Source organism: Kitasatospora sp. NPDC029367, assembly GCF_055569135.1.
This window is the reverse complement of sequence record NZ_JBVHYH010000088.1, coordinates 10,684-36,148: the sequence shown is the minus strand read 5'-3', so window position 1 is coordinate 36,148 and position 25,465 is coordinate 10,684. Positions and strand designations below refer to the sequence as shown.

Genomic DNA, 25,465 nt, shown 5'->3' with positions numbered 1-25,465 from the left:
GGAGCAGGGGCTCAGGATCTGCGCGACGGGGGAGTCCGACAGCCGGCCGCTGACCGACCCCCTCGGCGGCCTGGGCTCCCTGGCCGCGGCGGTGCACGCCACCGGCGTCAGCGGGAACTCACCCGCGTCGCGGAACTCACCGCATCAGTAGCGGTACTGCTCCGACTTGTACGGGCCCTCGACCGGGACGCCGATGTAGTCGGCCTGCTCCTGGGTCAGGGTGGTCAGCTTCACGCCCAGCGCGTCGAGGTGCAGGCGCGCGACCTTCTCGTCCAGGTGCTTCGGCAGCACGTAGACGCCGATCGGGTACTCCTCGGTCTTCGTGAACAGCTCGATCTGGGCGATCGTCTGGTTCGCGAAGGAGTTGGACATCACGAAGGACGGGTGGCCGGTCGCGTTGCCCAGGTTCAGCAGGCGGCCCTCGGAGAGGACGATGATGGTGCGGCCGTCGGCCTTGCGCCACTCGTGGACCTGCGGCTTGATCTCGGTCTTCACGACGCCGTCGAGCTTGGCCAGGCCGGCCATGTCGATCTCGTTGTCGAAGTGGCCGATGTTGCCCACGATGGCCTGGTGCTTCATCCGGGCCATGTGCGAGGCCATGATGATGTCCTTGTTGCCCGTGGTGGTGATGAAGATGTCCGCGGTCTCGACCACGTCGTCCAGGGTGGCGACCTGGTAGCCGTCCATCGCCGCCTGGAGCGCGCAGATCGGGTCGATCTCGGTGACGATGACGCGGGCGCCCTGGCCGCGCAGCGACTCGGCGCAGCCCTTGCCGACATCGCCGTAGCCGCAGACGACGGCGACCTTGCCGCCGATCAGGACGTCGGTGGCGCGGTTGATGCCGTCGATGAGCGAGTGGCGGCAGCCGTACTTGTTGTCGAACTTCGACTTGGTGACCGAGTCGTTGACGTTGATCGCCGGGAACAGCAGCTGGCCGTCACGGTGCATCTCGTACAGGCGGTGGACACCGGTGGTGGTCTCCTCGGTCACGCCCTTGATGGTGGCGGCGACCTCGGTCCACTTGTTCGGGGTGTCCTTGAGGGTGCGGTTGAGCAGCTCCAGGATGATCCGGAACTCGTCGTTGTCCGCCGTGGACGGGTCCGGAGCGGCACCGGCCTTCTCGAACTCGACGCCCTTGTGGATCAGCAGGGTGGCGTCACCGCCGTCGTCCAGGATCATGTTCGGGGTCTTGCCGTCGGGCCAGGTCAGCGCCTGCTCGGTGCACCACCAGTACTCGTCCAGGGTCTCGCCCTTCCAGGCGAAGACCGGCACGCCCTGGGGGTTCTCCGGGGTGCCCTCCGGGCCGACCGCGATGGCGGCGGCCGCGTGGTCCTGGGTGGAGAAGATGTTGCAGGAGCACCAGCGGACCTCGGCACCGAGCGCCGTCAGGGTCTCGATCAGCACCGCGGTCTGGACGGTCATGTGCAGCGAGCCGGTGATCCGGGCGCCGGCCAGCGGCTGCGCGGCGGCGTACTCGGCGCGGATGGACATGAGGCCGGGCATCTCGTGCTCGGCCAGCTGGATCTCCTTGCGGCCGAACGGCGCCAGGGAAAGGTCGGCGACCTTGAAGTCACCGGTGATGTCGGTCGACATGCGTCTGCTCCTCGCTGATGGGGTGGGGCACGGGCCGAGGTCCGGATGTGCGGTGCGCATGGCGGGCCGTACGGGTGCACGGCTACGCCGGGGCCGCCGGATCCCGCGGTGGCGGACCGGTTCCCTGCTGCGCGGCACAAACCGTCGGAGGACCTCTCTCCCTCGACCGGCGCACACCCTACGGGCGCGGACCGCCGATCGACCGCCATCAGCAGCGACGTTCTGGCTCTGGTGACGAATCTACACCGATGGCCCCACCGGGCGTCCGCGGATGACGGATTTGGGCCGCCGGATCCGGCCGTCGCCCAGCCCCTTTACGGCCGCCGCCCGGCCCCTTTACGGCCGTCCCGCCCGACCGCCCCGCCGGGCGGCCCGTCAGTGCGCGGTGCCCGGCCCGGGGCCGCCCGGGGTGGCCGCCGGGTCCTCGCCCGCGGCGGCCTTCTCGGCGCTGTAGACGTCCGGTTCCAGGTAGATCGCCCGGGCGATCGGGACGGCGGCGCGGACCCGCTCCTCGGCCGCGTCGATGGCCCGCGCCACCCGGTCGGCGCTGTCCTCCGCGTTGACGGCGATCTTGGCGGCGACCAGCAGCTCCTCCGGGCCGAGGTGCAGGGTGCGCATGTGGATCACCCCGGTGACCGCCTCGCCGTCCACCAGGGCGGCGCGGATCCGCCGCACCGAGTCCTTGTCGGCGGACTCGCCGAGCAGCAGCGACTTGGTCTCCAGCGCGAGCACCACCGCGATCACCACCAGCAGCAGGCCGATGCACAGGGTGCCGATGCCGTCCCAGACGCCGTCGCCGGTGATCACGGTGAGCGAGACGCCGAGCAGCGCGAGCACCAGGCCGATCAGCGCGCCGGTGTCCTCCAGCAGCACCACCGGCAGCTCCGGCGCCTTGGCGGTGCGGATGTACTGCACCCAGCCCTGGCCGCCCTTGGCCTTGGCCGACTCGCGCACCGCGGTCAGGAAGGACCAGCCCTCCATCGCGACGGCGAAGACCAGCACGCCCACCGCCCAGCCCCAGGAGTCCAGCGCCTCGGGGTGGTTGACCTTGTGCCAGCCCTCGTAGACCGCGAACAGGCCGCCGACGCTGAACAGCACGATCGCCACCAGGAAGCCGTACACGTAGCGCTCGCGCCCGTACCCGAACGGGTGCTCCTCGTCCGCCGCCCGGCGCGCCCGCCTGCCGCCGATCAGCAGCAGCACCTGGTTGCCGGAGTCGGCCACCGAGTGCACGCCCTCGGCCAGCATCGAGGAGGAGCCGGTGAAGCCGAAGGCGGTGAACTTGGCCGCCGCGATCGCCAGGTTGGCGGACAGCGCCGCGACCAGTGCCTTCGTCCCACCCTCTGTGCTCATGGGCAGAGACTAGCGGCCTCAGGACTGTGCGGCGGCCAGCCCCAGGTAGACGGCGGCGAAGTCGGTCAGCGCGATCAGGTCGGCCAGCGCGTGCAGCGGGTCCGCGAGGGTGCTCGCGTACTCGGTGAGCCGTACGTCGTGCGCGGCGGCCAGCCGGTGGGCGCGGCGCACGCCGAAGCTGCGCGGCCGTTCGTCGTCCTCGGGCACCTCGGCGGGGCCGTCCTGCTGCTGTGCCGGGTCGGGCGTGGCCGTCGCGGGGACGTGCCGCAGCAGCAGCACCTGGAGGTGCAGCGGGTCGGGCTCCTCGACCCGGTCGCGGAAGAAGTCGTCCGGGTCGGCGCCCGCGCCCAACTGGCCGGTGAACATGCCGCGGTGGACGGTGAGCACCTGCGGCAGCGAGCCGGCCAGGGCCGGGCGGCCGGCCCGGTCGGCGAGCTGGGCGGCGAACCGGGCGACAGCGGCGCCGGCGACCGGGCCCTCGGCCCACAGCAGCGGGACCGTCCCGGCCAGCCGCGCGGCCAGGCCCTTGGCCGGATTGGTGTACGCGGCGGCGTCCGGACGGCAGCGCACGGCGGCGGTGTCCAGCAGGTCGGCGACGGCCGGCAGCGCGTCGTAGGGCAGCTGGGTGAGGCCGACCTTCTGGGCGAGCGCCAGCAGCGGGGTCAGGTGGGACCACAGCGCGGCCGGGTCCTCGGCCGGCAGGTCCGGCTCGGCGGCCGGTGCGGCGGGCAGGCCCTCGTCGGGCAGCACCGTGCCGACGTACGGCAGCGGCAGCGCGCGCACCTGCAGCGCGGCCTCGGCCAGCGGGCTGCCGGGCGGGGCGGTGACGACGACGGAGCAACCGCGGGCGTAGGCCTGCTCGGCGAGGCCGATCAGGCCCTGCTCGCCGCCGTCGGCGGAGCTGATCACCAGCAGGTCGAGCGGTCCGGCCCAGCCGGGCAGCTGCCAGCCGAGCCCGGCGGTGAAGGCGGGCGGGGCGCCGGCCCGGTCGGTGCGCGGGGCGACGGCCTCGGTCGGCGGCAGCGGGAGGACCAGGGTGGCGGTCCCGGCCAGCGCGGCGAGGATCTCGGCGGCGGTCAGGGCGCTGCCGTGCCCGGCGACCAGGACGGCGCGCGGTCGGCCGTCGGGGCGCAGCCGGTCGAGGCCGGCCGCGTCGGCCTGCCGCAGCGCGGTGCGGACCCGGGCGCCGGCACCGGCCAGGGCCAGCAGGGCGCGGTCGTGGTCGGCGCGCAGGAGGGCGGCCGGATCGTCGAGCAGGGTGTCGTCGAGCATGCGGCGGGCCTCCGGCTGTCCTCTGGTCGGCGGGCGCGGGGTGGGGCGTCGACCCCGGGGCGGGTCGGACCCGCCCCCAGGATCAGGCCGGGCGGCGGGCCTCGTCCACCAGGAGGACCGGAATGCCCTCGCGGACCGGGTACGCGAGGCCGCAGTCCGCGCCGGTGCAGACCAGCTCGGGCTGCTCCTCGGTGCCGCCCTCGGCGAGCGCGGCCCGGCACTGCGGGCAGACCAGGATCTCCAGCAGGAAGGATTCGAGCTTCATGGGGGCTCTCCCAAAGTTCGGTGGTGGCACGGAGGTGCCCCGGCCGATAGGCAACCCTACCGGCCGGGGCACGGTGCGCTTCGGTCAGGCGCGGTCCGGTCAGGCGCGCACGATGGCGAGCACGCCGTCGCGCAGTTCGGCCATCCGCGCCGGGTCCTTGGCCTCGACGTTCAGGCGCAGCAGCGGCTCCGTGTTGGAGGCGCGCAGGTTGAACCACCAGTCCGGGCCGGCCACGGTGAGGCCGTCCAGCTCGTCCACCGTGGTGCCCTCCAGGCCCGCGTAGGCGGCGCGGACGGCGGCGGTGCTGGCGGCCTGGTCGGCGACGGTGCTGTTGATCTCGCCGGAGGCGGCGTAGCGGTCGTACTCGGCGGTCAGCTCGGAGAGGGTGCCCTGCTGCCCGCCGAGCGCGGCCAGCACGTGCAGCGCGGCCAGCATGCCGGTGTCGGCGCGCCAGAAGTCGCGGAAGTAGTAGTGGGCGGAGTGCTCACCGCCGAAGACGGCGTCGGTGACGGCCATCTCCTGCTTGATGAAGGAGTGGCCGACCCGGGTGCGCACCGGGGTGGCGCCGAGCTCGCGGACCACCTCGGGGACGGTCCAGGAGGTGATCAGGTTGTGGATGATGGTCGGCTCGGCCTCGCCGGCGGCCTGGGCGCGGGCGATCTCGCGGGCGGCGACCAGGGCGGTGATCGCCGACGGGGAGACCGGCTCGCCGCGCTCGTCGACCACGAAGCAGCGGTCGGCGTCGCCGTCGAAGGCCAGGCCGATGTCGGCGCCGACCTTGCGGACCTCGGCCTGGAGGTCGACCAGGTTCTTCGGGTCGAGCGGGTTGGCCTCGTGGTTGGGGAAGGTGCCGTCCAGCTCGAAGTACATCGGGACGAGCTCGATCGGCAGGCCGTCGAAGACGGTCGGCACGGTGTGGCCGCCCATGCCGTTGCCGGCGTCCACGGCGACCTTGAGCGGGCGGATCGCGCTGAGGTCGACCAGGCCCAGCAGGTGGTCGGCGTAGCCGCGCAGGGTGTCCTGGGCGGTGAGCGCGCCGGGCTTCACGTCCTTGGCCGGGACGGTGACGGTGTCGTCCTCGGCGGTCCAGGACTCGACCAGCTCGCGGATCTCGGACAGGCCGGTGTCCTGGCCGACCGGGGCGGCGCCGGCCCGGCACAGCTTGATGCCGTTGTACTGGGCCGGGTTGTGGCTGGCGGTGAACATCGCGCCGGGCAGGTCGAGCTTGCCGCTGGCGTAGTAGAGCTGGTCGGTCGAGCAGAGGCCGATCTCGACCACGTCGGCGCCGTAGGCCGCGGCGCCCTCGGCGAAGGCCCGGCTCAGCGACGGCGAGGAGGGGCGCATGTCGTGCCCGACCACGATCGCGGTCGCCCCGGTGACCTGCACGAACGCGGCGCCGAAGGCCCGGGACAGGCTCTCGTCCCACTGGTCCGGGACGACGCCTCGGACGTCGTACGCCTTCACGAGCTGCTTGAGGTCGCGCACTGCGGCTCCACCCTGGTTCTGTGCTGATCGATACGTCGGGGCACCGACGCGTCCGGTCGACGGATCGCGGTGGTGTCAGACGGGCAGCGTACCCGGGCCGGGCGAACGCACCGTGCGGGGCGAGGCCTCAGTTGTCCGGCGAGCGCAGGACCCGGAGGTGGCCGCGGCGGCCGCCCTCGGTGGACTCGCCCTCGGGGGCACGGCCCTGACGGGGGGTCTGCGGGCGGGCGGCCTCGCGGACGGCGTTGGCGAGGGCCTCCAGGTCGTCGCTGCTGCGGCGCAGCGGTCCGGCCTCGGCGGCGAGCCGGACGACCTCCCAGCCGCGCGGGGCGGTGAGCCGCTCGGCGTGCTCGGCGCACAGGTCGTAGCAGTGCGGCTCGGCGTAGGTGGCGAGCGGGCCCAGTACGGCGGTGGAGTCCGCGTAGACGTACGTCAGCGTCGCGACGGCCGGTCGGCCGCACGCGGTCCGCGAACAACGACGTACAGAGCTCACGAGGGTGGACGGTACCGCACTCCCCGCCGGGGAGCGAAGACCGCCTGTCCGGCGGGGGTGCCGTGTCGCCGTTCGGGTGCTCACCGGCGCCCCCTCGCCGGGGCTGTGCCGGGCCGTGGGGGCGCCCCGGGCGCGCCGCCCGGCTCCTGCCGTACGGCTCGCTCCGGCGGTTCGGGCACACGCCGTCGCACCGGCGATTCCCCCGTCGGAGTGGTCCACTTCCGACCCGCCAAGGACTACTCTCGGCAGTGATATGGACAGCTCCGCACCGCAGTCATCGACAGGCCCCTCGCGCCGCCCCCGGCACCGCGACCGGCACGGCAGGGGGCTGCGCGGCCCGCTGGCCCCGCCCCAGGTGCCGATCTCGCTCACCCGCTCCGAACTGTTCGACGACTACGTGCGCGAGTCGGTGGAGCGGCTGGAGCGGCGGTGGCCGCAGCTGATCGAAGTGGAGTTCGCCGTGCAGGAGGTGCCGCTGCACGAGCCGGACGGCGCCGACACCGAGGACGGCGTGCCGCTGGGCCGGGTGTCGCCCGGTCAGAAGGGCCACAAGAGCCAGATCGTGGTGTACCGGCGGCCGGTGGAGATCCGGGCGAAGACCCGGGAGGACCGGGCGGCGCTGGTGCACGAGATCCTGATCGAGCAGGTGGCCGAGCTGCTGGGGCTGTCGCCGGACGCGATCGACCCGCGCTACGACGAGGAGTGACCTTCCGGGGCCCCGCGGGGCCCCGGAAGGGCCGGTCAGCGCAGCACCACGCCCGGGTCCTGGGTGGCCTGCGGGACCTGCACGGTGCTGTGGTCGTCGCGCAGTGCCTGGACGGTGAACATCGGCACGTCCTTGGCGGGCAGCGAGAGCATCCGGGCGGCGACCACCGGGCCGCCGGACTCGGTCTCCACGGTGACCGCGAAGACGCCGTTCAGCCCGGCGGGCTCGGGCGCCGGGATGGCGACCGTGCCGCCGGCCGGGAGCTGGACCTCCTTGGTCGCCGGGGTGCCGCCGCCGCTGCCGGCCGAGCCGGTGACCTTGACGGTGGCGGCGTCGCCGGTGGAGGTCAGGAAGACCGTGGCGGCGCCGGCCCGGTTGTCGGCGACGGTGGCGCGGGCGCCGACCGGGGCGCTGCCGGTGAGCCAGGCCGCGTCGCTCTTGCCGTTGCCGCCCGTGCGGTCGACCCGCAGGCCGGCGACGATCTTGGTCGGGTGCTTGTCGTCGGTGGGCGACAGCCGCAGCCCGGCGACCTCGTCCCGGGTGACCTTGCCGAGGTCGACGGCGGCCACCATGCCCGCCTTGACGTGGATCGACTCGTTGCCGGCCGGGGTGAACCAGCCGTTCTTGCCGGAGAGCTGGATCTTGAGGTCGGCGTCGTCCTCCGGCGGCGCCCAGACCACCAGCCGGGCCGCGGTGGTGTCGGCAGGCAGACCGGGCAGCACCTGGGTGGCGGCGGGCTCGGTGGAGGCGGGGACCCAGTCGGCGCCCTTGGCGCCGTCGGCGGCGTGCAGCGCGGCGCCGATCCGCCCGGAGCGCACCACCACGTGCACGGCGAGGTCGGTGACGGCGCCCTTGCTGATCGTCGACAGCAGGACGGACTGCGAGCTGCCGGGGGCGACGGTGAGGCCGTTGGCGGCGTCGTTGTCGATCAGGCCCTTGTCGCCGTACAGCTTGATGTCGACCACGGCCGCGGAGGACTCGGGGTTGACCAGACTGACGTAGTCGACCCGGTCGCCGGCCGTGCTGGCCCCGGCGAACCAGAAGCTGGTGCTCTCCGGGGTGCAGGTCAGGCCGGACAGGCCCGTACCGCGCTGCTCGGTGACCACGGTGGTCTGGGTGACGGTGAAGCCGGGGGCGAGCGCGCCGGTGGCGACGGCCCCGGTACCGGGCGCGGCGTCGCCGTTGCTGGCCGGGCCGGTGGCCGGGGTGCCGGGCTTGCCGAGGGTCAGCTTGGCGTCGGCGGGCGGGGCGTTCTTGTCCGGGGCCGGGGTGGCCGGGGCGCTCGGGGCCGCGCTCGGCGCGGCGGTCGGCGAGCCGCTCGGCGCCGGGGCCGCGGTCGGCGGGGTGGCCGGGGCGGCCTGCTCGGAGAGCCAGCCGGCGCCGCCGGTGGCCGAGCCGGTGCCGGGCGGGGTGTAGGCGGTGAGCGTGGTCGAGCCGGTCAGGCCCTGGAAGGGCTGCGGGCAGACCGCCGCCGTCCGCTCGACCTGGGCGGTGCTCGGGGCGGCCCCGCCGTCCGCCTTGGCCGGGCCGGCCGGCGGGCGCACCTCGGCGATCCCGAACACGGCCGCCAGCACCACGGCCGCGGCCAGCAGGGACTGGGTGGTCTTCCCCGCGGACCGGCCGGGGGCCGTCCCCGGCGCGCCGGCGGGCTCCGCGGCCCCGGCCGGGGCGGTGGCGGGCTCGACGGGCTGCTCGGCCCGGGCGGCGGACTTCTTCCCGAATGCGGGCTTCTTCATGGCGGGTCAGCTCCCCGATCCGTGCTGGTGGGGGCCGTAGTTCCCGGAAGGGTGACCGGTGCCGCCCGGTTCGTTGGGGTCGTAGTACGGCTCGCCCTGCTGCTGGCCCGGCAGCCAGGTCTGCTGGGGCTGCCCGGGCTGCTGCTGGTAGGGGTCGTAGCCGTACTGCTCCTGCGGGTACTGCTCGTACCCCTGCTGCTCGTACCCCTGCTGGTCGTACCCCTGCTGCGGGTAGCCCTGCTGGTGGCCGTCGTACCCGTGGCCCTCGTAGCCCTGGGCGGCGTACGGGGCGGCCACCGGCTGCTGGGCCGCGTACTGGTCGTAGCTGTACGGGTCGGCCTGCTGGTACGCCTGGTACGGGTCGGCGTACGGCTCGGCCTCCTGGACGGCGGCGGCCGCCTCGACCGCCCCGGCCGGCGGCTCGCCGGAGGGCTGCGCCGGGATCGCGCCCGGCAGCCCGTCGTACACCCCGGGCTCCTCGGCGCCGGGCTCGCCGCCCTCGCCCCGCTCGGCCATCCGGCGGGCCCGGCGGCTGCCCGGGACGAGGGGCTGCGCCTGGGCGGCGGCGGCCAGCGCGGCGGCGGCGACCACCTCCTCGGGCAGGTCGTCGTCCTTGTGGCTGCGGCGGCCGGGCAGGGCCAGCACCAGGATGGTGAGGCCGACCAGGACCTGGGCCCAGATCCAGCCGGTGTGGGCGAGGCTGCCCTCGCGGGTGACGCTCAGCTTGCCGCCGGCGGCCGGGAGCTTGAAGCCCTGCGCCCAGCCGTCGAGCGTGGTGGGCTCCAGGGCGGTGCCGTCCACGGTGGCCTTCCACTCGGGGGCGGCGGCCTCGGCCAGTCGCAGCACCCGGCCGTCCGGACCGGCCGGGACGGTGGTGGCGAGGTCGCGTTCGCCGGACGGGACGACCACCGGGGTGGCGCCCGGGGCGGTGATCACCGCGCGCACCGCGGGCGCGCCGTTGACCTGCCAGAGCGCGGCGTCGCCGTCCTGGTTGGCCTTCACCAGGCCGGGGGTGGTGTCCAGGACGTCCTTGAAGGCGTCCACGGCCTGCCGCTCGACCAGCACGTAGGCGATGCCGTAGCCGGCCAGGGCGTTCGCCTGGTCGGCACCGGAGCCGGCCAGCAGGCTGCCGACCATCCGGTCCAGGCCGCCATGGGTGCCGGTGGCCGGGTCGACGGTGGACTCCGCCTGGCCGAGGGTCAGGCCGGCGCCGCGCACCACGGTGTAGCGGACGGCGCCCTTCTGGCCGGTGACCACGAGGGTGCGGGACCGGTCGCTGGTGCCGGCCTCCTCGGCGATGAAGGCGGGCACCTGGCCGGCCGCGGCGCGGTGCAGCGGGCCGCCGGCGCCGGTCAGCGCCCACCACAGGCCGGTGCCCAGCGGGGCCAGCACGGCCGCGGCCACCACCAGGGCGGCCACCGGCTGGCGCCAGCCGAAGGCGATCCCGGCGACCCGGGTGTTGGCGCCGTCGGCGCCGATCGCGGCGGCGGCGAGCAGGGCGATCCCGGCGATCAGGGTGGCCGGGCCGGCCCAGGCGGGCACCGGCTGGCCGCCGGAGGCCGGGGTGACGGAGGTGCCCGCCACCGCGACCGCGAAGACCAGCCCGGCACCGGCCGCGCCCCAGGCGGCGAGCACCGCGCGGCGGCGGTCGGCGCGCAGCAGCGCGGCCAGCGCGGCGAGGACGACACCGGTGGAGAGCCAGACCGGCGGCACCCCGGCGCCGCCGGGGTTGACCAGCAGCAGGCCGGCCGCGCTCGCCCCGGCGCCGTGCAGTCCGGGCAGCCCGGCCTCCAGCAGCAGCCACTGCGGGTGCGACAGCACCTTCAACGACCAGGGGGCGAGCACCGCGACCGGCACCGCGAGGATCACCAGGACGCGCAGGCCGAGCAGCCGCAGCGCCGTACCGCCGGAGCCGAGGGCGCCGCCGCGCAGCACCGCGAGGACCAGCACGGCCAGGCAGAGCGGTACCGCGAGCGCCCAGGTCAGCGGGACGAAGGCGGTGGCCAGGGTGAGCAGCAGGACGGTCATCCAGACCGGCCGCCAGCCGGGGCGGGCGCCCTTGGCGGCGCTCTCCTGGCGGATGCCGAGGCCGGCCGCGATCGCGGCGGCGCGGGCCAGCGGCGGCAGCAGCACGGCGAGGACGGCGGTGCCGATCCGGCCCTGGGCGAGCGCGCCGGTGGCGGCGGGCAGCAGCGCGTAGGTGGCGCTGGCCCAGGCGCGGACCAGCTTGGAGTCCAGCAGCGGCCGGGAGACCAGGTAGGCGCTGACCGCGGCGAGCGGGACGGTGAGCACCACCAGCAGGGTGAGCGCGAGGTCGGCGTTGCCGAACAGCAGCCAGGAGAGCACCGAGAGCACGCCGAGGTACGGCGGTGCGGCCGCGGTGGAGCCGGTGCCGACCGGGTGCCAGGCGTCCGCGTACATCGCCCACAGGCCGCCCGCGCCGTCGGAGGCGGGCAGCAGGGCGCCGCCGAACAGCTCGCCGCTGCCGAACAGGCCGCGGCAGGCGACCAGGGCGAACACCAGCAGGGCGGCGAACAGCACCGGCGCGGGGCGCCGGGCCAGCTTCTTGATCAGCGCGAACTGCTCGACGACGAGGTCCTCGCCGTCCTCGTCACCGCCGGCCTCGACCGAGCCGTGCCGACTGCCGGTGTCGTCGCCGCCCCCTATCCCGAGCGAGCCGATGACGCCCTCGACGGCCAGCCGGGTGGTGGCGCCGGGCGCCGGGAAGAGCGTGCGGTCGTCCAGGGCGTCCGCGGCGCGGGTCCGGGCGCGGTGTTTGCGCGCGGCCAACAGCCGTGGGAAGCGGACGAGTTCGTGGCCGAGGCCGGCCAGCTCGTCGACCGCCTGGCGCGGGTCCTTGCCGAGCAGGTTGGTGACGGCGCGCACCAGGGTGCCGAGCACCAGGCGCAGCAGCACGTACGGGAAGAGCGCGCCCTTGCAGTTGGCGAGCAGGGTGTAGACGGCGCCGGACTTGTCCACCCGGTGCGGGTGGGAGGGGCCGCAGTCGATCGCACGGCGTTCGCGGCTGGCCGCCTCGGCGTGCCGCAGCACCGCGTCGGGGGCGACCACCACGCGGTGGCCGGCGGCGTTGACCCGCCAGCAGAAGTCGGTGTCGTCCCGCATCAGCGGGAGGGCCCGGTCGAAGCCGCCGAGCTCCTCGAAGACGTCCCGGCGCACCAGCATGCCCGCGCTGGAGACGGCGAGCACCGGGCGGACCTGGTCGTGCTGGCCCTGGTCCTGCTCGCGGCGGTCGAGTCCGGTCCAGCGGCGGCCGGAGCGGGCGATGGTGACGCCGATCTCCAGCAGCTGGCGGCGGTCGTACCAGCTGCGCAGCTTGGGGCCGACCACGCCGGCGCTGGGGGTGGAGTCGGCGACCTGGAGGAGCCGGCGCAGCGCGTCGGTCTGCGGCTCGCAGTCGTCGTGCAGCAGCCAGAGCCACTCGACCGGCTGGGTCTCGCGCGGGCCGCCGCGCCCGAGGTCGTCCTCCTGGGCGAGCGGGTCGCCGTAGTCGTCCCAGCCGCCGGTGACCGGGTCGTAGCCGGAGGGGTCGAGCCGGTACGGGAGGTCCTCCGGGCGCAGGGGCGCGCTGCCCGCGACGGCCTCGGCGACGGCGGTGCCGAAGCCGGCCCGGCGGCCGAGCATCAGCGGGCCGCTCTCGGGCAGCCAGTCGGCCAGGGTGTCGGCGAGCAGCTGCGGGGAGTTGTCGGTGGATCCGGTGTCGACCGCGAGGATCCGCTGGACCTGGCGGTCCTGGCCGAGCAGACCGGCCAGGGCCTGCGGCAGCCAGCGGGCGCCGTCGTGCGAGACGATCACCGCGGTGACCAGGTGGCGCGGGTAGGCGGGCGGCCTGGAAGCGGTGAAGCCGCTCTGGTGGCTGTAGACGGTCATCGAGTGCGCGGGCCCCAGTTCTCGGTGGACACAGCCGGTGAACGGCAACCGGATGGCGCACCACACTAACGGCTCCGGATGGCCGCTTCGTGCCCGGTGCCGGTGCGGAGGCGGTGAAGAAGGGGACCCGGGATCGGCGCGGACCGGTCCGGGAACACGAAAGCGCCCCACCGTCGCGGTGAGGCGCTCGTACAGCTGTGCGGCCGTCCGCCGGTGGCGGAGGGTCAGCGGGGTCGGTCGGGGCCGCCCCGGTCAGACGGCGCTCTTCTTGAGCCGGCGGCGCTCGCGCTCGGAGAGGCCGCCCCAGATGCCGAAGCGCTCGTCATTGGCGAGGGCGTACTCCAGGCACTCCGATCGAACCTCGCAGGCGAGGCACACCTTCTTGGCCTCGCGGGTAGAGCCGCCCTTCTCGGGGAAGAAGGACTCCGGGTCGGTCTGAGCGCACAACGCGCGCTCCTGCCAACCGAGTTCCTCCTCTTCCTCCGCGATGCCGTCCCCGATCAACAGCTCAAAGAGCTCGCTCATGTGGCGCGCCTCCTCTGCCCCTACTTGGCGTCCCCGTGGTTGCCGTTGCCTCGTGCGGCTGACGACACGAGTGAAATTACAGTTGCGTCACTCTGGCCCAGTCAAGCCGAGCTCTGGTATTGAGGCCGGGATTCACTCCCTGGCACCAAGCCGTTACGAATAGTGTACATATTCGGACACATCGGACCTTCGATCCGAAAGCCCCGGGCGACATCGAAACGCCCGCAATGACTCGCGGAATGACGCTCAGTCATCGTGACAGGCCGGTCATCGGCCTGCCTTCCCGGCGATCTTCCCATCGAAACATAGAGAGTGATGAATCACCCCATCCGGGAAAGATCCTGACCTAATCCACTCGAATGCCGCATCCTTCGGTTTGACACCACCCCCGCGGATGCGGTCTCCTTTCCCCTATGTCAGAGTTCGCCAGCCCCCGGAGCGGTTCCACGCTCCGCCGTGCCGTGAACTCCTGTTGTCGCCTCTGTTCCTGCTGTATCTAGGCGCCCGCGTCCCACCGCGCGCCGCCCAGGAAGCACAGAGGCCGCCCGCGACTCCCGCCCCAGGACATCCCGGATCCGGCTGCTCCCCGACCAGCCGAGCCATCCGAGGACGACTCCCGTGCGCACGACCCGCATCCGCAAGCGGAACCGCGACCGCAACAAGCACGCCCGCCGCGGCCTCGCCGCCACCCGCACCCCCCGCCACGGCGACCGGCACCGCTGGGCCGACGGCCTCAGCGACGTCTCCATCGCCGGCGACCCGCTCGCCTTCCCCCACCTCGCCCGCACCGACCTGCCCGAGCACCCCACCACCGTCGCCGGGTACGCCCGGCTGGTCCGCGAGATCGCCGCCGACCGCTCCCGCTGGGAACCGCTGGTCCGCTACGACGCGCTCACCCGCTGGTACGCCCGCCTGGAGACCGGCCCCGGCTACGAGGTCTGGCTGCTCAGCTGGCTGCCCGGCCAGAGCAGCGGCTTCCACGACCACGGCGAGTCCTCCGGCGTGATGACCGTCGTCCGGGGCGAACTGACCGAACGCTCACTCACCCTCCCCCAGCCTTCGGCCGGGGGGACCCCCAGCGGCTCAGCCGCCCGCACCCTGCGCCCCGGCGGGCAGCGGGTGTTCTCCTCCGGCTACCTGCACGAGGTGGTCAACGGCGCGCTCGAACCCGCCGTCTCCATCCACCTCTACACCCCGGGCCTGACCGCGATGAACCAGTACAGCACCACCACCGCCGTCCCGGAGCAGCACGCGCACCCGGCGGAGTCCGAGCGGCGTTGACCGAGACCTGACGAAGAGTCCGACCGTGGCAGGATGACCCCATGCGCATCGTGGCACTGGCAGGCGGGATCGGCGGGGCGCGCTTCCTGCGCGGACTCCTCGCGGCGGTCGGACCGCAGGACGAGATCACCGTCATCGGCAACACCGGCGACGACATCCACCTCTACGGGCTCAAGGTCTGCCCCGACCTCGACACCGTGATGTACACCCTCGGCGGCGGAATCCACGAGGAACAGGGCTGGGGCCGGACCGACGAGACCTGGTCGATCAAGGCCGAGATGAAGGAGTACGGCGTCGGCCCCGAGTGGTTCGGGCTCGGCGACCGGGACTTCGCCACCCACCTCGTGCGCAGCCAGATGCTCACCGCCGGGTACAGCCTCAGCCAGGTCACCGAGGCGCTGTGCGTGCGCTGGAAGCCCGGCGTGCGGCTGCTGCCGATGAGCGACGACCGGGTCGAGACCCACGTGCGGATCACCGACGAGCAGGGCACCCGGGCCGTCCACTTCCAGGAGTACTGGGTCCGGCTGCACGCCGCCGTCGACGCCGAGGCGATCATCCCGGTCGGCGCGGACACCGCCAAGCCCGCGCCCGGCGTGCTGGAGGCCCTCGCCGAGGCCGACGTCATCCTCTTCCCGCCGTCCAACCCGGTCGTCTCGATCGGCACCATCCTCGCCGTCCCGGGCATCCGGGACGCCGTCGCCGCCGCCCCGGCACCGGTGGTCGGGCTCTCCCCGATCATCGGCGGGGCGCCGGTACGGGGCATGGCCGACAAGGTGCTCGCCGCCGTCGGCGTCGAGGCCACCGCCGAGGCGGTCGCGCTGAACTACGGCTCCGAACTCATCGACGGCTGGCTCGTCGACACCGCCGACCAGGACGCGGTGGCCGCCGTCGAGGCCGCCGGGATCGCCTGCCGGGCCGTCCCGCTGCTGATGACCGACGTCGAGGCCACCGCCGAGATGGCCCGGGCGGCGCTGGCGCTGGCCGAGCAGGTCCGCGCGTGACGATCGAGATCCTTCCGGTCCGGGGCATCCCCGAGGTCGAGGCCGGGGCCGACCTCGGCGAGCTGATCGCCAAGGCCGGGACGTACCGCGACGGCGACATCCTGCTGGTCACCTCGAAGATCGTCAGCAAGGCCGAGGGCCGGCTGCTGCACGCCGCCGACCGGGACGCCGCGATCGACGCCGAGACCGTCCGGGTGGTCGCCCGGCGCGGACCGGCCCGGATCGTCGAGAACCGCAACGGCTTCGTCATGGCCGCCGCCGGGGTCGACGCCTCCAACACCGCCCCCGGCACCGTGCTGCTGCTGCCCGAGGACCCGGACGCCTCGGCCCGCGCGCTGCGCGCCCGGCTCCAGCAGCTCACCGGCCACCGGCTCGCCGTCGTCGTCACCGACACCTTCGGCCGGCCCTGGCGCAACGGGCTCACCGACGTCGCGATCGGCGCCGCCGGACTGTCCGTCCTGGAGGACCACCGGGGGCGCACCGACAGCCACGGCAACGAACTGGTGCTCACCGTCACCGCGACCGCCGACGAACTCGCGGCCGCCGGCGACCTCGTCAAGGGCAAGGCCAGCGGCGTCCCGGTCGCCGTCGTGCGCGGGCTCGGCCACCTGGTCACCGCCGAGGACGGCGCCGGCACCCGGCCGCTGGTGCGGCCCGCCGCGGACGACATGTTCCGGCTCGGCACCTCCGAGGCGCTGCGCCAGGCCGTCACGCTGCGGCGCACCGTCCGCGCCTTCACCGCCGACCCGGTCGACCCGGCCGCCGTCCGGCGCGCGGTGACCGCCGCCGTCACCGCGCCGGCCCCGCACCACACCACGCCCTGGCGGTTCGTGCTGCTGGAGTCCGCCGAGACCCGGGTACGGCTGCTGGACGCGATGCTCGGCGCCTGGCAGCGCGACCTCCGCGAACTCGACGGCTGGGACGAGGCCCGGATCGCCCGCCGCACCGCCCGCGGGAACGTGCTGCGCGACGCGCCGTACCTGGTGGTGCCGTGCCTGGTGATGGACGGCTCGCACGACTACCCGGACCCGCGGCGGGCCGCGGCCGAACGGGAGATGTTCACGGTGGCCGTGGGGGCCGCCGTGCAGAACCTGCTGGTCGCGCTCACGGGTGAGGGGTACGGCTCCGCCTGGGTGTCCTCGACGATGTTCTGCCGTGACACCGTTCGGGCGGTGTTGGACCTGCCGGAGGGGTGGGACCCGATGGGGGTCGTGGCGGTGGGGCGGCCGGCGGAGGCGCCGAAGGTCCGGGCGGAACGGGGCGCCGAGGCGTTCGTCGTGGTGCGGTGACGCCTCAGAGGCCGCGGTAGACGTCGCGGCGATTGCCGACGTGGACGACGAGGATCAGCAGCACATCGCCGCGGACCTGGTAGACCACCCGGAAGTCGCCGACCCGGAGCCGGTAGAGGCCGTCGTTCCCGGTCAGCTTCTTGACGTCCGGTCCGACCGCGAACGGGTCGTCCCCCAACGCGGTGAGTGCCGTGAGGATCCGCATCGCCTCGAGCTGGCCGATCGCGCGCAGCTGCCGTCGGGCGTGCGAGGTGAAGCCGAAGGCGTACTTCACGCAGCGCTCCCCGCGGAGTCCGCGGGCGGTCCGAACAGGTCCGCCATCAGCTCGGCCATGGTGACGGTCGGCTCGTCCAGGTGCTTGCGCGCCTCCCGGGCGAGGAGCTCGTCCTCCGCCTCCTCTATGGCGTCGAGGATCTCGATCGGCACGAACGCCCCGACGCGCTCGCCCTTGCGCGTGATCACGGTGATCTCGCCGTCCTCCGCCCGGCTGACCACCTCGGCGAGGTGGGCACGGGCCTCACGGATGTTCATTGCGTCAGCCATGAATCCAGCGTACACATAACTGCGTACACCGGGGCGGGCTTCGGGTCAGCGGGTTCGGTGGTCGTTGGGGGTGAGCCGGGGGCCGTAGCGGGGGGCGTGGGTGCCGGTGGCGAGGAGGAGGCGGCAGAGGCGGTGGCGGTGGGGGCGGTAGGGCTCCAGCAGGGCGAGCATCTGGGCGTCGTTGCTGCGGGGGCGGCCGGCCAGGGCCCAGCCGACCAGGTTGGGGAGGTGGAAGTCGCCGACCGAGACGGCGTCCGGGTCGCCGTTGCTGCGCTGGAGGGTTTCGGCGGCGGTCCAGGTGCCGATGCCCGGGACGGCCGTCAGGCGGGCGAAGGACTCCTCGTGGGCCATGGTGGAGGCCTCCTCCAGGCGGGGGGCCAGCCGGACGGCGCGCTGGACCGTGGCCGAGCGCTTGGGGTCGACGCCCGCGCGGTGCCACTCCCAGCTCGGGATCATCGCCCAGTCGCGGGCCGACGGGGCCACCCGCATGCCCTCGGCCGGGCCGGGGGCCGGGGTGCCGAAGTCGCGCAGCAGGGTGCGCCAGGCGCGGTAGGCCTCGTCGGTGGTGACCTTCTGTTCCAGGATCGCGGGGACGAGCGACTCCAGGACCAGGCCGGTCCTGGTGAGCCGGACCCCGATGGTGCGGCGCTGGGCGTCCCGGAGCGGGCCGGGGGGCAGCACCAGCGCCTCCGGGTGGTCCTCGGCGCCGAGCAGGGTGGGCAGCCGGTCGAGCAGCCACTGGGCGCCCGGGCCCCAGGCGGTCGCCTCCACCTCGCCCGCACCGGGGCGCGGCAGCACCCGCAGGGTGCCGACGCCGGCCGGGGTGCGGGAGGCGCGCCAGACGGCGCCGTCGCCGGTGGTGCGGTACGAGGGGTCGGCGGGGCCCCGGCGCAGCGGCAGCAGGGTCCGGACCGGGTCGAGCGGGAAGCCCGGCCGCCAGCGCCGTACCGCTTCGCCGCCCGTCACTGCCGTCGCCTCCTGGGGTGCCTGAGGCCATGAACGATACGTGGGGCGGGGGCAGGAGTTCGAGGGCGGGCGCCAAAGCTCGTTGCGGAAGGTTCAGCTGCTCTGGAGCAGGGCGGCGGCCGTGCGGAGTTCGGGGAGCCGGGCGTAGAGGGCCTTGCCGGGGCATTCGGTGTTGAAGGCGTCGCGGTGGCCGGAGATCGCGTCGAAGTCGACGACCGTGCCCTTGGGGTAGCGGCTGGCGTCGGAGGCGGAGGTCAGTCTGGTGCGGCCGTCGGCGGGCCGGTCGGTGAGGCCGAGCTTCCAGGCGGCGATCGCGGCGAGGCTGTCGAGGAGGGGTTGCGGCGGGGTGGCGTCGACGTAGGTGCCGATCGCGGCGACGCCGGAGGAGTCGGTGTTGAAGCCGAGGGTGTGGGCGCCGTGGACGGGCTGGTCGACGCCGCCGGCCCGGCCCTCGTAGATCGTGCCGCAGCGGTCGACCAGGAAGTTGTAGCCGATGTCCCGCCAGCCGCTGGTCCTGACGTGGTACTGGTAGATGCCCCTGATCACCCGGGGGGCGTCGGAGCAGGCGTAGTCGGTGGCGGTCGCGGTGTGGTGGACGAAGACCTCGCGGACCGGGCCGGTGTACTCGAAGCCCGGGTCGCGCAGGGACTCGTCGGCGCCCCAGCCGGCCCGGGTGACGATCGCCGGGCGCGGCGCCTGGTGGCCGTCCTCGGCGGCGGGTGCCGCGGGCACCGTCCGGGTGGCGGCCGGGGCGGGTGCGCCGGCGCCGGGGTCGACGAGGTCGAGCCGCAGTCCGGGCGGCGGTCCGGCCGGGCCGGGCCGGAACTCGACGGCGACGCCGTCGCTGCGGCCGGTCCACAGCGGGGCGGTGGCGCCGTGCGGGGCGCGGTCGGGGCCGTCGTCGGTGTCGGTCTCCAGGGTGTGCCAGTCGCTCCAGCGGCCGGTGCCCGCGTCCCGGGTGCGGACCCGGAGGCTGCCGCCGCCCAGCGCTCCGGCCGGTCCGTCCCAGCTGACGCCGAGGAGTTCGAAGGGCCCGGTCGTGCTCGCCGGGAGCCCGTGCCCGTCGGGGAGCCGGAGCGAGACGGTCCGGCCGCCGCCGGGGAAGTCACGGTGCTCGCCACCGGGGGCAAGGGGCACGGCGGAGGCGGCGGGAGCGGGCTGGAGCAGCAGGGCGGCGGTGCAGCCGGCGAGCAGCGCGGCCGGGAACGGGAGGCGCGCGGCCTTGATGGAGAGGTGCATGAAGGGGATCGTCACCGCAAACCGGACCGCCCGCCACGCCGCCCCGCGCCCGCTCGGCCACCCCTCCCGGCCTGCCACCCGAAGGCCGTAGGCTGGGGCGCACCATGACTGCGCCATTCGCTGCCGATGCCCGCACCCCCGTCGAGCTGCTGCACGCATACCTGCGCGGCGGCACCCCTTCGGTCGATCCCGCGGCCCCGCTGGTCACTTTCTACGACGACGCCACCGGCGAACGGGTGGAGCTGTCCGCCCGGACCTTCGACAACTGGGTCGCCAAGACCGCCAACCTCCTCCAGGACGAGCTGAACGCCGGTCCGGACGACCGCGCCGTGCTGCTGCTGCCCGCGCACTGGCAGAGCGCCGTCTGGCTGCTGGCCTGCTGGTCCGTCGGTGTGACGGCGGTGCCGGCCGGCGACCCGGCCGACGCCGACCTGGTGGTGAGCGGTCCGGACGGCCTGGAGGCCGCCCAGGCCTGTGGGGGCGAGCGGGTCGCGCTCGCCCTGCGCCCGCTCGGCGGCCGCTTCCCGCACCGCCCGGACGGCTTCCTGGACTACGCCGCCGAGGTGCCCGGCCAGGGCGACCGCTTCGCGCCGTACTCCCCCGTCGCCCCGGACGGGCAGGCGCTGGAGACCTCGGTGGACGGGCTGCCGCTGAAACTGACCGGCGAGCAGACCGTCGCGCTGGCCCGGGAGGGCGCCGCGCGGATCGGCCTCAAGCCCGGGGACCGGGTGATGTCCACCCTCTCCTTCGACGACTGGACGGGCCTGGAGGCCGGCCTGCTGGCCCCGCTGGCGGCCGGCGCCTCGGTGGTGCTGTGCCGCAACTCCCAGGGGCTGGACGCCGGGCAGTGGGAGAAGCGCTCCGAATCCGAACGGGTGACTGTGCGCCTCGGCTGACCCCGGGACGGTCCCGGCGGGTAGGGATCCCTGCCATGGCCGAGGACGACACCGAGCACCCCCCGACCGACCAGACTCCCCCGGAGCACGCTCCCCCGAGCGGACCGGGACGCCCGCGAAGGCGCCGGCGGTGGCTGATGATCACCGCCGGCGCCGTCGCGTTCCTGCTGGTCGCCACCGGTGTGCTGCTCTGGATCGCCTACCGCAAGCTGGACGGCAACATCAGGACGGACTCGGCCACCGACCGGCTGCTCGCCGAGCTGGAGGCCGAGCGCCCGAGCCGGGCGGCGGGGGCCGAGGGCGCCGAGAACATCCTGCTGATCGGCAGTGACGACCGCTCCGGCTCGAACTCCTCCTACGGCGGCGAGGCCGGTGCCCAGCGCTCGGACACCACCATCCTGCTGCACCTGGCCGGCGACCGGAAGCACGCGACGGCGGTCTCCGTCCCGCGCGACGTGATGGTCACCGTGCCCTCCTGCGAGAAGCCGGACGGCAGCCGCAGCAAGCCGGGGACGATGCAGTTCAACTGGGCGTTCGAGCTGGGCGGTCCGGCCTGCTCGATCCGCACCGTCGAGCAGTTGAGCGGCATCCGGATCGACCACTACGTGATCCTCGACTTCAGCGGCTTCAAGACGATGGTGGACGCGATCGGCGGGGTCGAGGTGTGCGTGCCGCAGCCGATCCACGACAAGGACGCCAAGCTGGACCTCCCGGCCGGCCGTCAGCTGCTGCACGGCGAGCAGGCGCTCGGCTACGTCCGGGCCCGGGAGAGCCTGGGCGACGGCAGCGACACCCAGCGGATGGGGCGCCAGCAGCAGTTCCTGGCCTCGCTGATCCGCAAGGTGCAGTCGCAGGGGGTGCTGCTGAACCCGGCCAAGCTGTGGCCGGTGCTGGACGCGGCCACCTCCTCGGTGAAGGCGGACGGCGGCCTGTCCTCGCTCGGCGCGCTGTACGACCTCACCCAGGACCTGCGCGGCATCCCCTCCCGGGACGTGGTGTTCCTGACGGCGCCGCGCCGCCCGTACCGCTACGACTCGGACCGGGACGAGTTCGTCCAGCCGCAGACCACCCAGCTGTTCGAGGCGCTGCGGGCCGACCGGCCGCTGGCCCTCCGGCCGCCCGGTTCGGCGCCCGCGCCGGACGCGGGGGCGGGGGCGGGAGCAGGGGCGGGAGCGGGAGCAGGGGCGGGGGCCGGCTCCGACCGGGCCACGGCGTCACCCTCGGCGGGCGCCTCGCCCACTTTCGAGGGACGCACCGCGGACGTGGACGCCTGCGCCCAGCACTGAACTCGCCGCTGGGCTTTGCTTTTTCATTGCTCAAACATGACTGAGCTCACACTCGGAACAATTCCCCCGTTCGGCTCGTCTAGTGTGTCCGGATCGACCCGTCGCCCGACGGGTCGGCCTCCGTGACCGGCCGGACGTAGGGAATCCCCGTGCAGCAGGACGAAACGAACACCGGTCGGTTCAGCGGGGAGAGTCGACGGGAAGCCAAGCGCCGGGCCGCGGCCGCCAAGCGGCAGCGCCGCCGCCGGGTGCTCAAGTGGACGGCGGGGACGGGCGCCCTGGTGATGGTCGCCGGCTGCGGCGGGGCCTACTACCTGTACCAGCACTTCAACAGCAACCTGACCTCGGTCAAGGTCCAGCTGGGCAGCGAGGAGGAGCGGCCCAAGGCCGCCGGGGACGCGCTGAACATCCTGGTGATCGGCACCGACAGCCGGCAGGGCCTCGGCCGCGAGTACGGCGACGAGGGCAGTACCGGGCACGCCGACACCACCCTGCTGTTCCACGTCGCCAAGGACCGCTCCAACGCGACCGTGGTCAGCATCCCGCGCGACCTGATGGTGCCGATACCGGAGTGCCAGAACGACAAGGGCAGGAAGATCCCGGGCACGGCGCGGGACATGTTCAACACCAGCCTCGGCCAGGGCGGGCGCGACGCCGGCTGCACCTGGAAGACGGTGGAGAAGCTGACCGGCATCCGGGTCGACCACTTCGTGCAGGTCGACTTCGAGGCGGTGAAGACGCTCTCCACCGCCGTCGGCGGGGTCGAGGTCTGCGCGGCCAAGGACATCGACGACAAGGACTCGCACCTCAAGATGGCCAAGGGCCGCCACGTCGTCCAGGGCGAGGAGGCGCTGGCCTTCGTCCGCACCCGGCACGCGGTCGGCTTCGGCGGTGACCTCACCCGGATCCCGCTCCAGCAGCAGTTCATCAGCTCGATGATCCGCAAGATCAAGAGCGACGACACCCTCACCAGCCCGAGCAAGCTCTACCAGCTCGCGGACGCCGCCACCAAGGCGCTCACCGTGGACTCCGGCATCGGCAGCGTCGACAAGCTCAAGAACCTGGCCCAGGACATCAGCAAGGTGGACACCAAGAACATCACCTTCACCACCGTCCCGGTGCTGGACGACCCCAGCGACAAGGACCGGCTGATCCTGCGCCAGCCGGACGCCGGGCAGGTGTTCTCGATGATCGCGGGCGACCGCTCGCTGACCGAGACGGCCGCTTCCGCCGCTTCGCCCGCTCCGGCCGCTCCGGCCGCGCCCCCGGAGGCCTCGGCCACGCCGAGCACCACCGCCCCGGCGGTGGACACCAAGGGCGTCCAGGTGACGGTGCGCAACGGCAGCGGGACCCGCGGACAGTCCGGGCCGACGGTGGAGAAGCTCAAGGACAAGGGCTTCGCCAAGGCCGCGGTCGGCCCCGACGCGCCCCCGGCCGCGACCACCACGGTGTCCCACCCGGCCGGCCAGGAGGCCGAGGCCGCAGCGCTGGCCGCCGCCCTCGGACTGCCCGCCGACGCCGTGAAGCCCAACCCGAAGGCGGGCCCGAAGGACCCGCTGCTGGTGGTCCTCGGCAAGGACGTCCTGACGGCCCCCGCGCAGCAGCCGACCGAGGCCCCGAAGGACCTCCAGCGGGTGCAGGCGGACGACGTCGACGTGTGCGCCAAGTAGTTACACCGGGGCGAGGGTTCCGTCCGTCTCGCGGTAGCGCTCGCCGGTGCGCGGGCAGGTCCAGAGCCCCTGGCCGGACGGGCCGAGCGGTTCACCGGCCCGGCCGACCCAGCCGATCCGGCGGGCGGGCACCCCGGCCACCAGGGCGAAGTCCGGGACGTCCCGGTGCACCACGGCCCCGGCCGCGACCAGCGCCCAGCGGCCGACCGTCACCCCGGCGACCAGCACCGCGCGGCCGCCGATCGAGCAGCCCTGGCGGAGCGTCACCGGCTCCGCGTGCCAGTCGGTTCGGCCCTTGAGCCGACCGTCGGGGGTGACCGCGCGCGGGTGGCGGTCATTGGTCAGCACGGCGGCCGGGCCGATGAACACCCCGTCCTCGACCACCGCCGGCTCGTACACCAGCGCGTGGTTCTGGACCTTGACCCGGTCCCCGATCCGCACGCCCGGCCCGAGGTAGGCGCCGCGGCCGATCACGCAGTCGCTGCCGACCACCGCGTCCTCGCGGACCTGGGCGAGGTGCCAGACCCGCGTCCCGGCGCCGAGCACGGCCCGTTCGTCGACGTCCGCGCCCGGCTCGATCCGGGCCGCGGCCGTACCGTCCTCAACTGTCCCCATGCGGACCGACGGTAGCCGGTCCGGCCGTCAACTCGCCCGGGAGAGCACGTCCTTCGAGGACGGGCCGACGCTCCTTATCACCCGGCGGGCCAGCGAGCGGGGCGAGGTGATGAAGCCGAAGCCCCAGCTCAGGTGCATGGTCGCGAGCGCCACCGGCAGCAGCGCCTTGGCCCGCAACGACAGGCCGCGGCCCTCGACGGCGGCACCGCCGAGGATGCCCAGCAGGTAGACGCCGGGCACCGCGAGGAAGGCCGGGTGGACGGCGACGCCCAGCACCAGGCCGAGCACCACCGCGAGCAGCGCGCTCGGCGGGGCCAGGTAGCGCAGGTTGACCGAGCCCCGGTGGTAGCGGGTGACCACCCGGCGCCACCGGCCGTAGTCCTTGTACTGCTTGGCCAGCGCCTTGACGGACGGCCGCGGCCGGTACGTCACCTTCAACTGCGGGGTGAACCAGACCAGCCCGCCGTCCTGGCGGATCCGGTAGTTCAGCTCCCAGTCCTGGGCGCGGATGAACTCCTCGTTGTAGCCGCCGAGCCGCTCCAGCACCTCGCGCCGGAACACCCCGAGGTAGACGGTGTCCGCCGGGCCGGCCAGGCCGCCGGTGTGGAAGGCCGCGTTGCCGACACCGATCTTGGAGGTCATCGCGGCCGCGACCGCGTTCTCCCACTCGGTCTCGCCCTCGGCGTGCATGATGCCGCCGACGTTGGCGGCGTCCATCTCGCCGAGCAGCCGGACCGCGGTGGCGATGTAGCCGGGCGTGAGCAGCCCGTGGCCGTCCACCCGTACGACTATCGGGTACTGCGAGCCCCGGATCGCGGCGTTCAGCCCCGCGGGAGTGCGGCCGGTGGGGTTCTCCACCGTGCGCACCCGCGGATCCTCGGCCACCAGCTCGGCCGCGATCTCGGCGGTGCGGTCGGTGGAGGGGCCGAGGGCGATCACCACTTCCATCGGTCCGGGGTAGTCCTGGTCCAGGATGCGCCGGACCGCCGTGCGCAGGTGTCGTTCCTCGTTGAGCACCGGCATGATCACGGAAACAGCCGGCAGCTCCTCAGCAGCCTTGGTGTTCATCGGGGCCAACCGTACCGGTGTCGACGCATATCCGTCTTGTCCCGGTCCGGTGGCTCCGAGCACCCCTGGAGGGCGGCGCCGGTGCCGTGATCGGGATCACCGTACCGCCCCGGGCGCCCGGGCCCGAATCGGCGGGGGAAGCGTGCAGATTCGGGGTGGGTTCGGCGGGCCCGGTGAACGGCGGACGGCACGAACGGCGCGGGGGGGGGGGGGGGGGGGGGGGGGGGGGGGGGGCACCCCCCCCCCCCCCCCCCCTCCCCCCCCCCCCCCCCCCCCTCCTCGTGGGGGTACACAC

Annotated in this window: 22 protein-coding genes; 7 read left to right on the top strand and 15 right to left on the bottom strand. The window is 74.3% G+C overall.

Translation table 11 applies throughout. The annotated features are described in order from the left end of the window. Positions 1 to 144: 144 nt before the first annotated feature. From ahcY to ACZ4W5_RS33265, 6 genes are all read right to left on the bottom strand, one after another. Positions 145 to 1,593: an adenosylhomocysteinase gene (ahcY, locus tag ACZ4W5_RS33290; protein WP_360244349.1), complete on the bottom strand. Its 1,449-nt coding sequence runs from the start codon at positions 1,591 to 1,593 to the stop codon at positions 145 to 147. A gap of 375 nt (positions 1,594 to 1,968) precedes the next feature. Continuing rightward, entirely contained in the window at positions 1,969 to 2,946 is a 978-nt protein-coding gene (locus ACZ4W5_RS33285) for a cation diffusion facilitator family transporter (protein ID WP_360244346.1), read from the bottom strand. Between the two features lie 18 nt (positions 2,947 to 2,964). Further along, positions 2,965 to 4,218: an SIS domain-containing protein gene (locus ACZ4W5_RS33280; protein WP_465658753.1), complete on the bottom strand. Its 1,254-nt coding sequence runs from the start codon at positions 4,216 to 4,218 to the stop codon at positions 2,965 to 2,967. Positions 4,219 to 4,300: 82 nt separating this feature from the next. Next, positions 4,301 to 4,483 (bottom strand): Trm112 family protein, encoded by a 183-nt coding sequence (locus tag ACZ4W5_RS33275; RefSeq protein ID WP_224284587.1) that lies wholly within the window; start codon positions 4,481 to 4,483, stop codon positions 4,301 to 4,303. Between the two features lie 99 nt (positions 4,484 to 4,582). Continuing rightward, positions 4,583 to 5,968 carry a phosphomannomutase/phosphoglucomutase gene (locus ACZ4W5_RS33270; protein WP_465658751.1) on the bottom strand — a complete coding sequence of 462 codons (1,386 nt, stop codon included), beginning with the start codon at positions 5,966 to 5,968 and terminating at the stop codon, positions 4,583 to 4,585. Between the two features lie 127 nt (positions 5,969 to 6,095). Next, positions 6,096 to 6,545, bottom strand: a complete 450-nt coding sequence (locus ACZ4W5_RS33265; protein ID WP_402492056.1) for a DUF3499 domain-containing protein — start codon at positions 6,543 to 6,545, stop codon at positions 6,096 to 6,098. Between the two features lie 169 nt (positions 6,546 to 6,714). Here ACZ4W5_RS33265 and ACZ4W5_RS33260 point away from each other — a divergent pair, with 169 nt between their 5' ends. Further along, positions 6,715 to 7,167: a metallopeptidase family protein gene (locus ACZ4W5_RS33260; RefSeq protein ID WP_350509617.1), complete on the top strand. Its 453-nt coding sequence runs from the start codon at positions 6,715 to 6,717 to the stop codon at positions 7,165 to 7,167. A 35-nt stretch (positions 7,168 to 7,202) separates the two neighbouring features. On the opposite strand, the gene ACZ4W5_RS33255 is transcribed toward ACZ4W5_RS33260, so the two are convergent. From ACZ4W5_RS33255 to ACZ4W5_RS33245, 3 genes are all read right to left on the bottom strand, one after another. Further along, positions 7,203 to 8,903 (bottom strand): DUF5719 family protein, encoded by a 1,701-nt coding sequence (locus ACZ4W5_RS33255; protein ID WP_465658749.1) that lies wholly within the window; start codon positions 8,901 to 8,903, stop codon positions 7,203 to 7,205. Positions 8,904 to 8,909: 6 nt separating this feature from the next. Then, a complete protein-coding gene (locus ACZ4W5_RS33250) occupies positions 8,910 to 12,791 on the bottom strand; it encodes a glycosyltransferase (protein ID WP_465658748.1) in 3,882 nt (1,293 codons plus the stop codon). Between the two features lie 252 nt (positions 12,792 to 13,043). After that, entirely contained in the window at positions 13,044 to 13,316 is a 273-nt protein-coding gene (locus ACZ4W5_RS33245) for a WhiB family transcriptional regulator (RefSeq protein WP_063349134.1), read from the bottom strand. Positions 13,317 to 14,063: 747 nt separating this feature from the next. Here ACZ4W5_RS33245 and ACZ4W5_RS33240 point away from each other — a divergent pair. Genes ACZ4W5_RS33240 through ACZ4W5_RS33230 form a run of 3 tightly spaced genes read left to right on the top strand, consistent with a single transcriptional unit; the run spans position 14,064 to position 16,887 of the window. After that, on the top strand, positions 14,064 to 14,597 hold the full coding sequence (locus tag ACZ4W5_RS33240) for a cysteine dioxygenase (protein WP_465658755.1): 534 nt from the start codon (positions 14,064 to 14,066) through the stop codon (positions 14,595 to 14,597). 41 nt (positions 14,598 to 14,638) lie between these two features. Continuing rightward, positions 14,639 to 15,598, top strand: coding sequence for a 2-phospho-L-lactate transferase (cofD, locus tag ACZ4W5_RS33235; RefSeq protein WP_360244330.1), 960 nt, complete (start codon positions 14,639 to 14,641; stop codon positions 15,596 to 15,598). After that, a complete protein-coding gene (locus ACZ4W5_RS33230; RefSeq protein ID WP_465658746.1) occupies positions 15,595 to 16,887 on the top strand; it encodes a coenzyme F420-0:L-glutamate ligase in 1,293 nt (430 codons plus the stop codon). The genes cofD and ACZ4W5_RS33230 overlap by 4 nt, the downstream gene beginning before the upstream one ends. A gap of 4 nt (positions 16,888 to 16,891) precedes the next feature. Here ACZ4W5_RS33230 and ACZ4W5_RS33225 read toward each other — a convergent pair whose 3' ends face one another. The 4 genes from ACZ4W5_RS33225 to ACZ4W5_RS33210 form a co-directional block, all read right to left on the bottom strand. Further along, on the bottom strand, positions 16,892 to 17,161 hold the full coding sequence (locus ACZ4W5_RS33225) for a type II toxin-antitoxin system RelE family toxin (protein ID WP_465658744.1): 270 nt from the start codon (positions 17,159 to 17,161) through the stop codon (positions 16,892 to 16,894). Continuing rightward, positions 17,158 to 17,430 carry a type II toxin-antitoxin system Phd/YefM family antitoxin gene (locus ACZ4W5_RS33220; RefSeq protein ID WP_465658742.1) on the bottom strand — a complete coding sequence of 91 codons (273 nt, stop codon included), beginning with the start codon at positions 17,428 to 17,430 and terminating at the stop codon, positions 17,158 to 17,160. The genes ACZ4W5_RS33225 and ACZ4W5_RS33220 overlap by 4 nt, the downstream gene beginning before the upstream one ends. A 45-nt stretch (positions 17,431 to 17,475) precedes the next feature. Then, positions 17,476 to 18,396: a DNA-3-methyladenine glycosylase family protein gene (locus ACZ4W5_RS33215; protein ID WP_465658740.1), complete on the bottom strand. Its 921-nt coding sequence runs from the start codon at positions 18,394 to 18,396 to the stop codon at positions 17,476 to 17,478. Between the two features lie 93 nt (positions 18,397 to 18,489). After that, the gene (locus ACZ4W5_RS33210) at positions 18,490 to 19,635 is read right to left on the bottom strand and encodes a peptidoglycan recognition protein family protein (protein ID WP_465658739.1); all 1,146 of its coding nucleotides are present in this window, start codon (positions 19,633 to 19,635) and stop codon (positions 18,490 to 18,492) included. A gap of 104 nt (positions 19,636 to 19,739) precedes the next feature. Between ACZ4W5_RS33210 and ACZ4W5_RS33205 the strand changes: the two genes are divergently transcribed. From ACZ4W5_RS33205 to ACZ4W5_RS33195, 3 genes are all read left to right on the top strand, one after another. Further along, a complete protein-coding gene (locus ACZ4W5_RS33205; RefSeq protein WP_360244315.1) occupies positions 19,740 to 20,531 on the top strand; it encodes a TIGR03089 family protein in 792 nt (263 codons plus the stop codon). Between the two features lie 35 nt (positions 20,532 to 20,566). Then, on the top strand, positions 20,567 to 21,817 hold the full coding sequence (locus ACZ4W5_RS33200; protein ID WP_465658738.1) for an LCP family protein: 1,251 nt from the start codon (positions 20,567 to 20,569) through the stop codon (positions 21,815 to 21,817). Positions 21,818 to 21,966: 149 nt separating this feature from the next. Continuing rightward, positions 21,967 to 23,487, top strand: a complete 1,521-nt coding sequence (locus ACZ4W5_RS33195) for an LCP family protein (protein WP_465658736.1) — start codon at positions 21,967 to 21,969, stop codon at positions 23,485 to 23,487. On the opposite strand, the gene ACZ4W5_RS33190 is transcribed toward ACZ4W5_RS33195, so the two are convergent. Together ACZ4W5_RS33190 and ACZ4W5_RS33185 are read right to left on the bottom strand one after the other, a co-directional pair. Beyond that, on the bottom strand, positions 23,488 to 24,102 hold the full coding sequence (locus tag ACZ4W5_RS33190) for an acyltransferase (RefSeq protein WP_402491324.1): 615 nt from the start codon (positions 24,100 to 24,102) through the stop codon (positions 23,488 to 23,490). A gap of 27 nt (positions 24,103 to 24,129) precedes the next feature. Next, on the bottom strand, positions 24,130 to 25,170 hold the full coding sequence (locus ACZ4W5_RS33185; RefSeq protein ID WP_465658734.1) for a glycosyltransferase family 2 protein: 1,041 nt from the start codon (positions 25,168 to 25,170) through the stop codon (positions 24,130 to 24,132). Positions 25,171 to 25,465: the final 295 nt, after the last annotated feature.

What these genes read in the sequence shown, in the direction of transcription:
- ACZ4W5_RS33210 (WP_465658739.1), bottom strand. Translation starts at nt 19,635, where the DNA reads ATGCACCTCTCCATCAAGGCCGCGCGCCTCCCGTTCCCGGCCGCGCTG.
- ACZ4W5_RS33285 (WP_360244346.1), bottom strand. Translation starts at nt 2,946, where the DNA reads ATGAGCACAGAGGGTGGGACGAAGGCACTGGTCGCGGCGCTGTCCGCC.
- ACZ4W5_RS33190 (WP_402491324.1), bottom strand. Translation starts at nt 24,102, where the DNA reads ATGGGGACAGTTGAGGACGGTACGGCCGCGGCCCGGATCGAGCCGGGC.
- ahcY (WP_360244349.1), bottom strand. Translation starts at nt 1,593, where the DNA reads ATGTCGACCGACATCACCGGTGACTTCAAGGTCGCCGACCTTTCCCTG.
- ACZ4W5_RS33260 (WP_350509617.1), top strand. Translation starts at nt 6,715, where the DNA reads ATGGACAGCTCCGCACCGCAGTCATCGACAGGCCCCTCGCGCCGCCCC.
- ACZ4W5_RS33185 (WP_465658734.1), bottom strand. Translation starts at nt 25,170, where the DNA reads ATGAACACCAAGGCTGCTGAGGAGCTGCCGGCTGTTTCCGTGATCATG.
- ACZ4W5_RS33205 (WP_360244315.1), top strand. Translation starts at nt 19,740, where the DNA reads ATGACTGCGCCATTCGCTGCCGATGCCCGCACCCCCGTCGAGCTGCTG.
- cofD (WP_360244330.1), top strand. Translation starts at nt 14,639, where the DNA reads ATGCGCATCGTGGCACTGGCAGGCGGGATCGGCGGGGCGCGCTTCCTG.
- ACZ4W5_RS33250 (WP_465658748.1), bottom strand. Translation starts at nt 12,791, where the DNA reads ATGACCGTCTACAGCCACCAGAGCGGCTTCACCGCTTCCAGGCCGCCC.
- ACZ4W5_RS33280 (WP_465658753.1), bottom strand. Translation starts at nt 4,218, where the DNA reads ATGCTCGACGACACCCTGCTCGACGATCCGGCCGCCCTCCTGCGCGCC.
- ACZ4W5_RS33200 (WP_465658738.1), top strand. Translation starts at nt 20,567, where the DNA reads ATGGCCGAGGACGACACCGAGCACCCCCCGACCGACCAGACTCCCCCG.
- ACZ4W5_RS33220 (WP_465658742.1), bottom strand. Translation starts at nt 17,430, where the DNA reads ATGGCTGACGCAATGAACATCCGTGAGGCCCGTGCCCACCTCGCCGAG.
- ACZ4W5_RS33275 (WP_224284587.1), bottom strand. Translation starts at nt 4,483, where the DNA reads ATGAAGCTCGAATCCTTCCTGCTGGAGATCCTGGTCTGCCCGCAGTGC.
- ACZ4W5_RS33255 (WP_465658749.1), bottom strand. Translation starts at nt 8,903, where the DNA reads ATGAAGAAGCCCGCATTCGGGAAGAAGTCCGCCGCCCGGGCCGAGCAG.
- ACZ4W5_RS33245 (WP_063349134.1), bottom strand. Translation starts at nt 13,316, where the DNA reads ATGAGCGAGCTCTTTGAGCTGTTGATCGGGGACGGCATCGCGGAGGAA.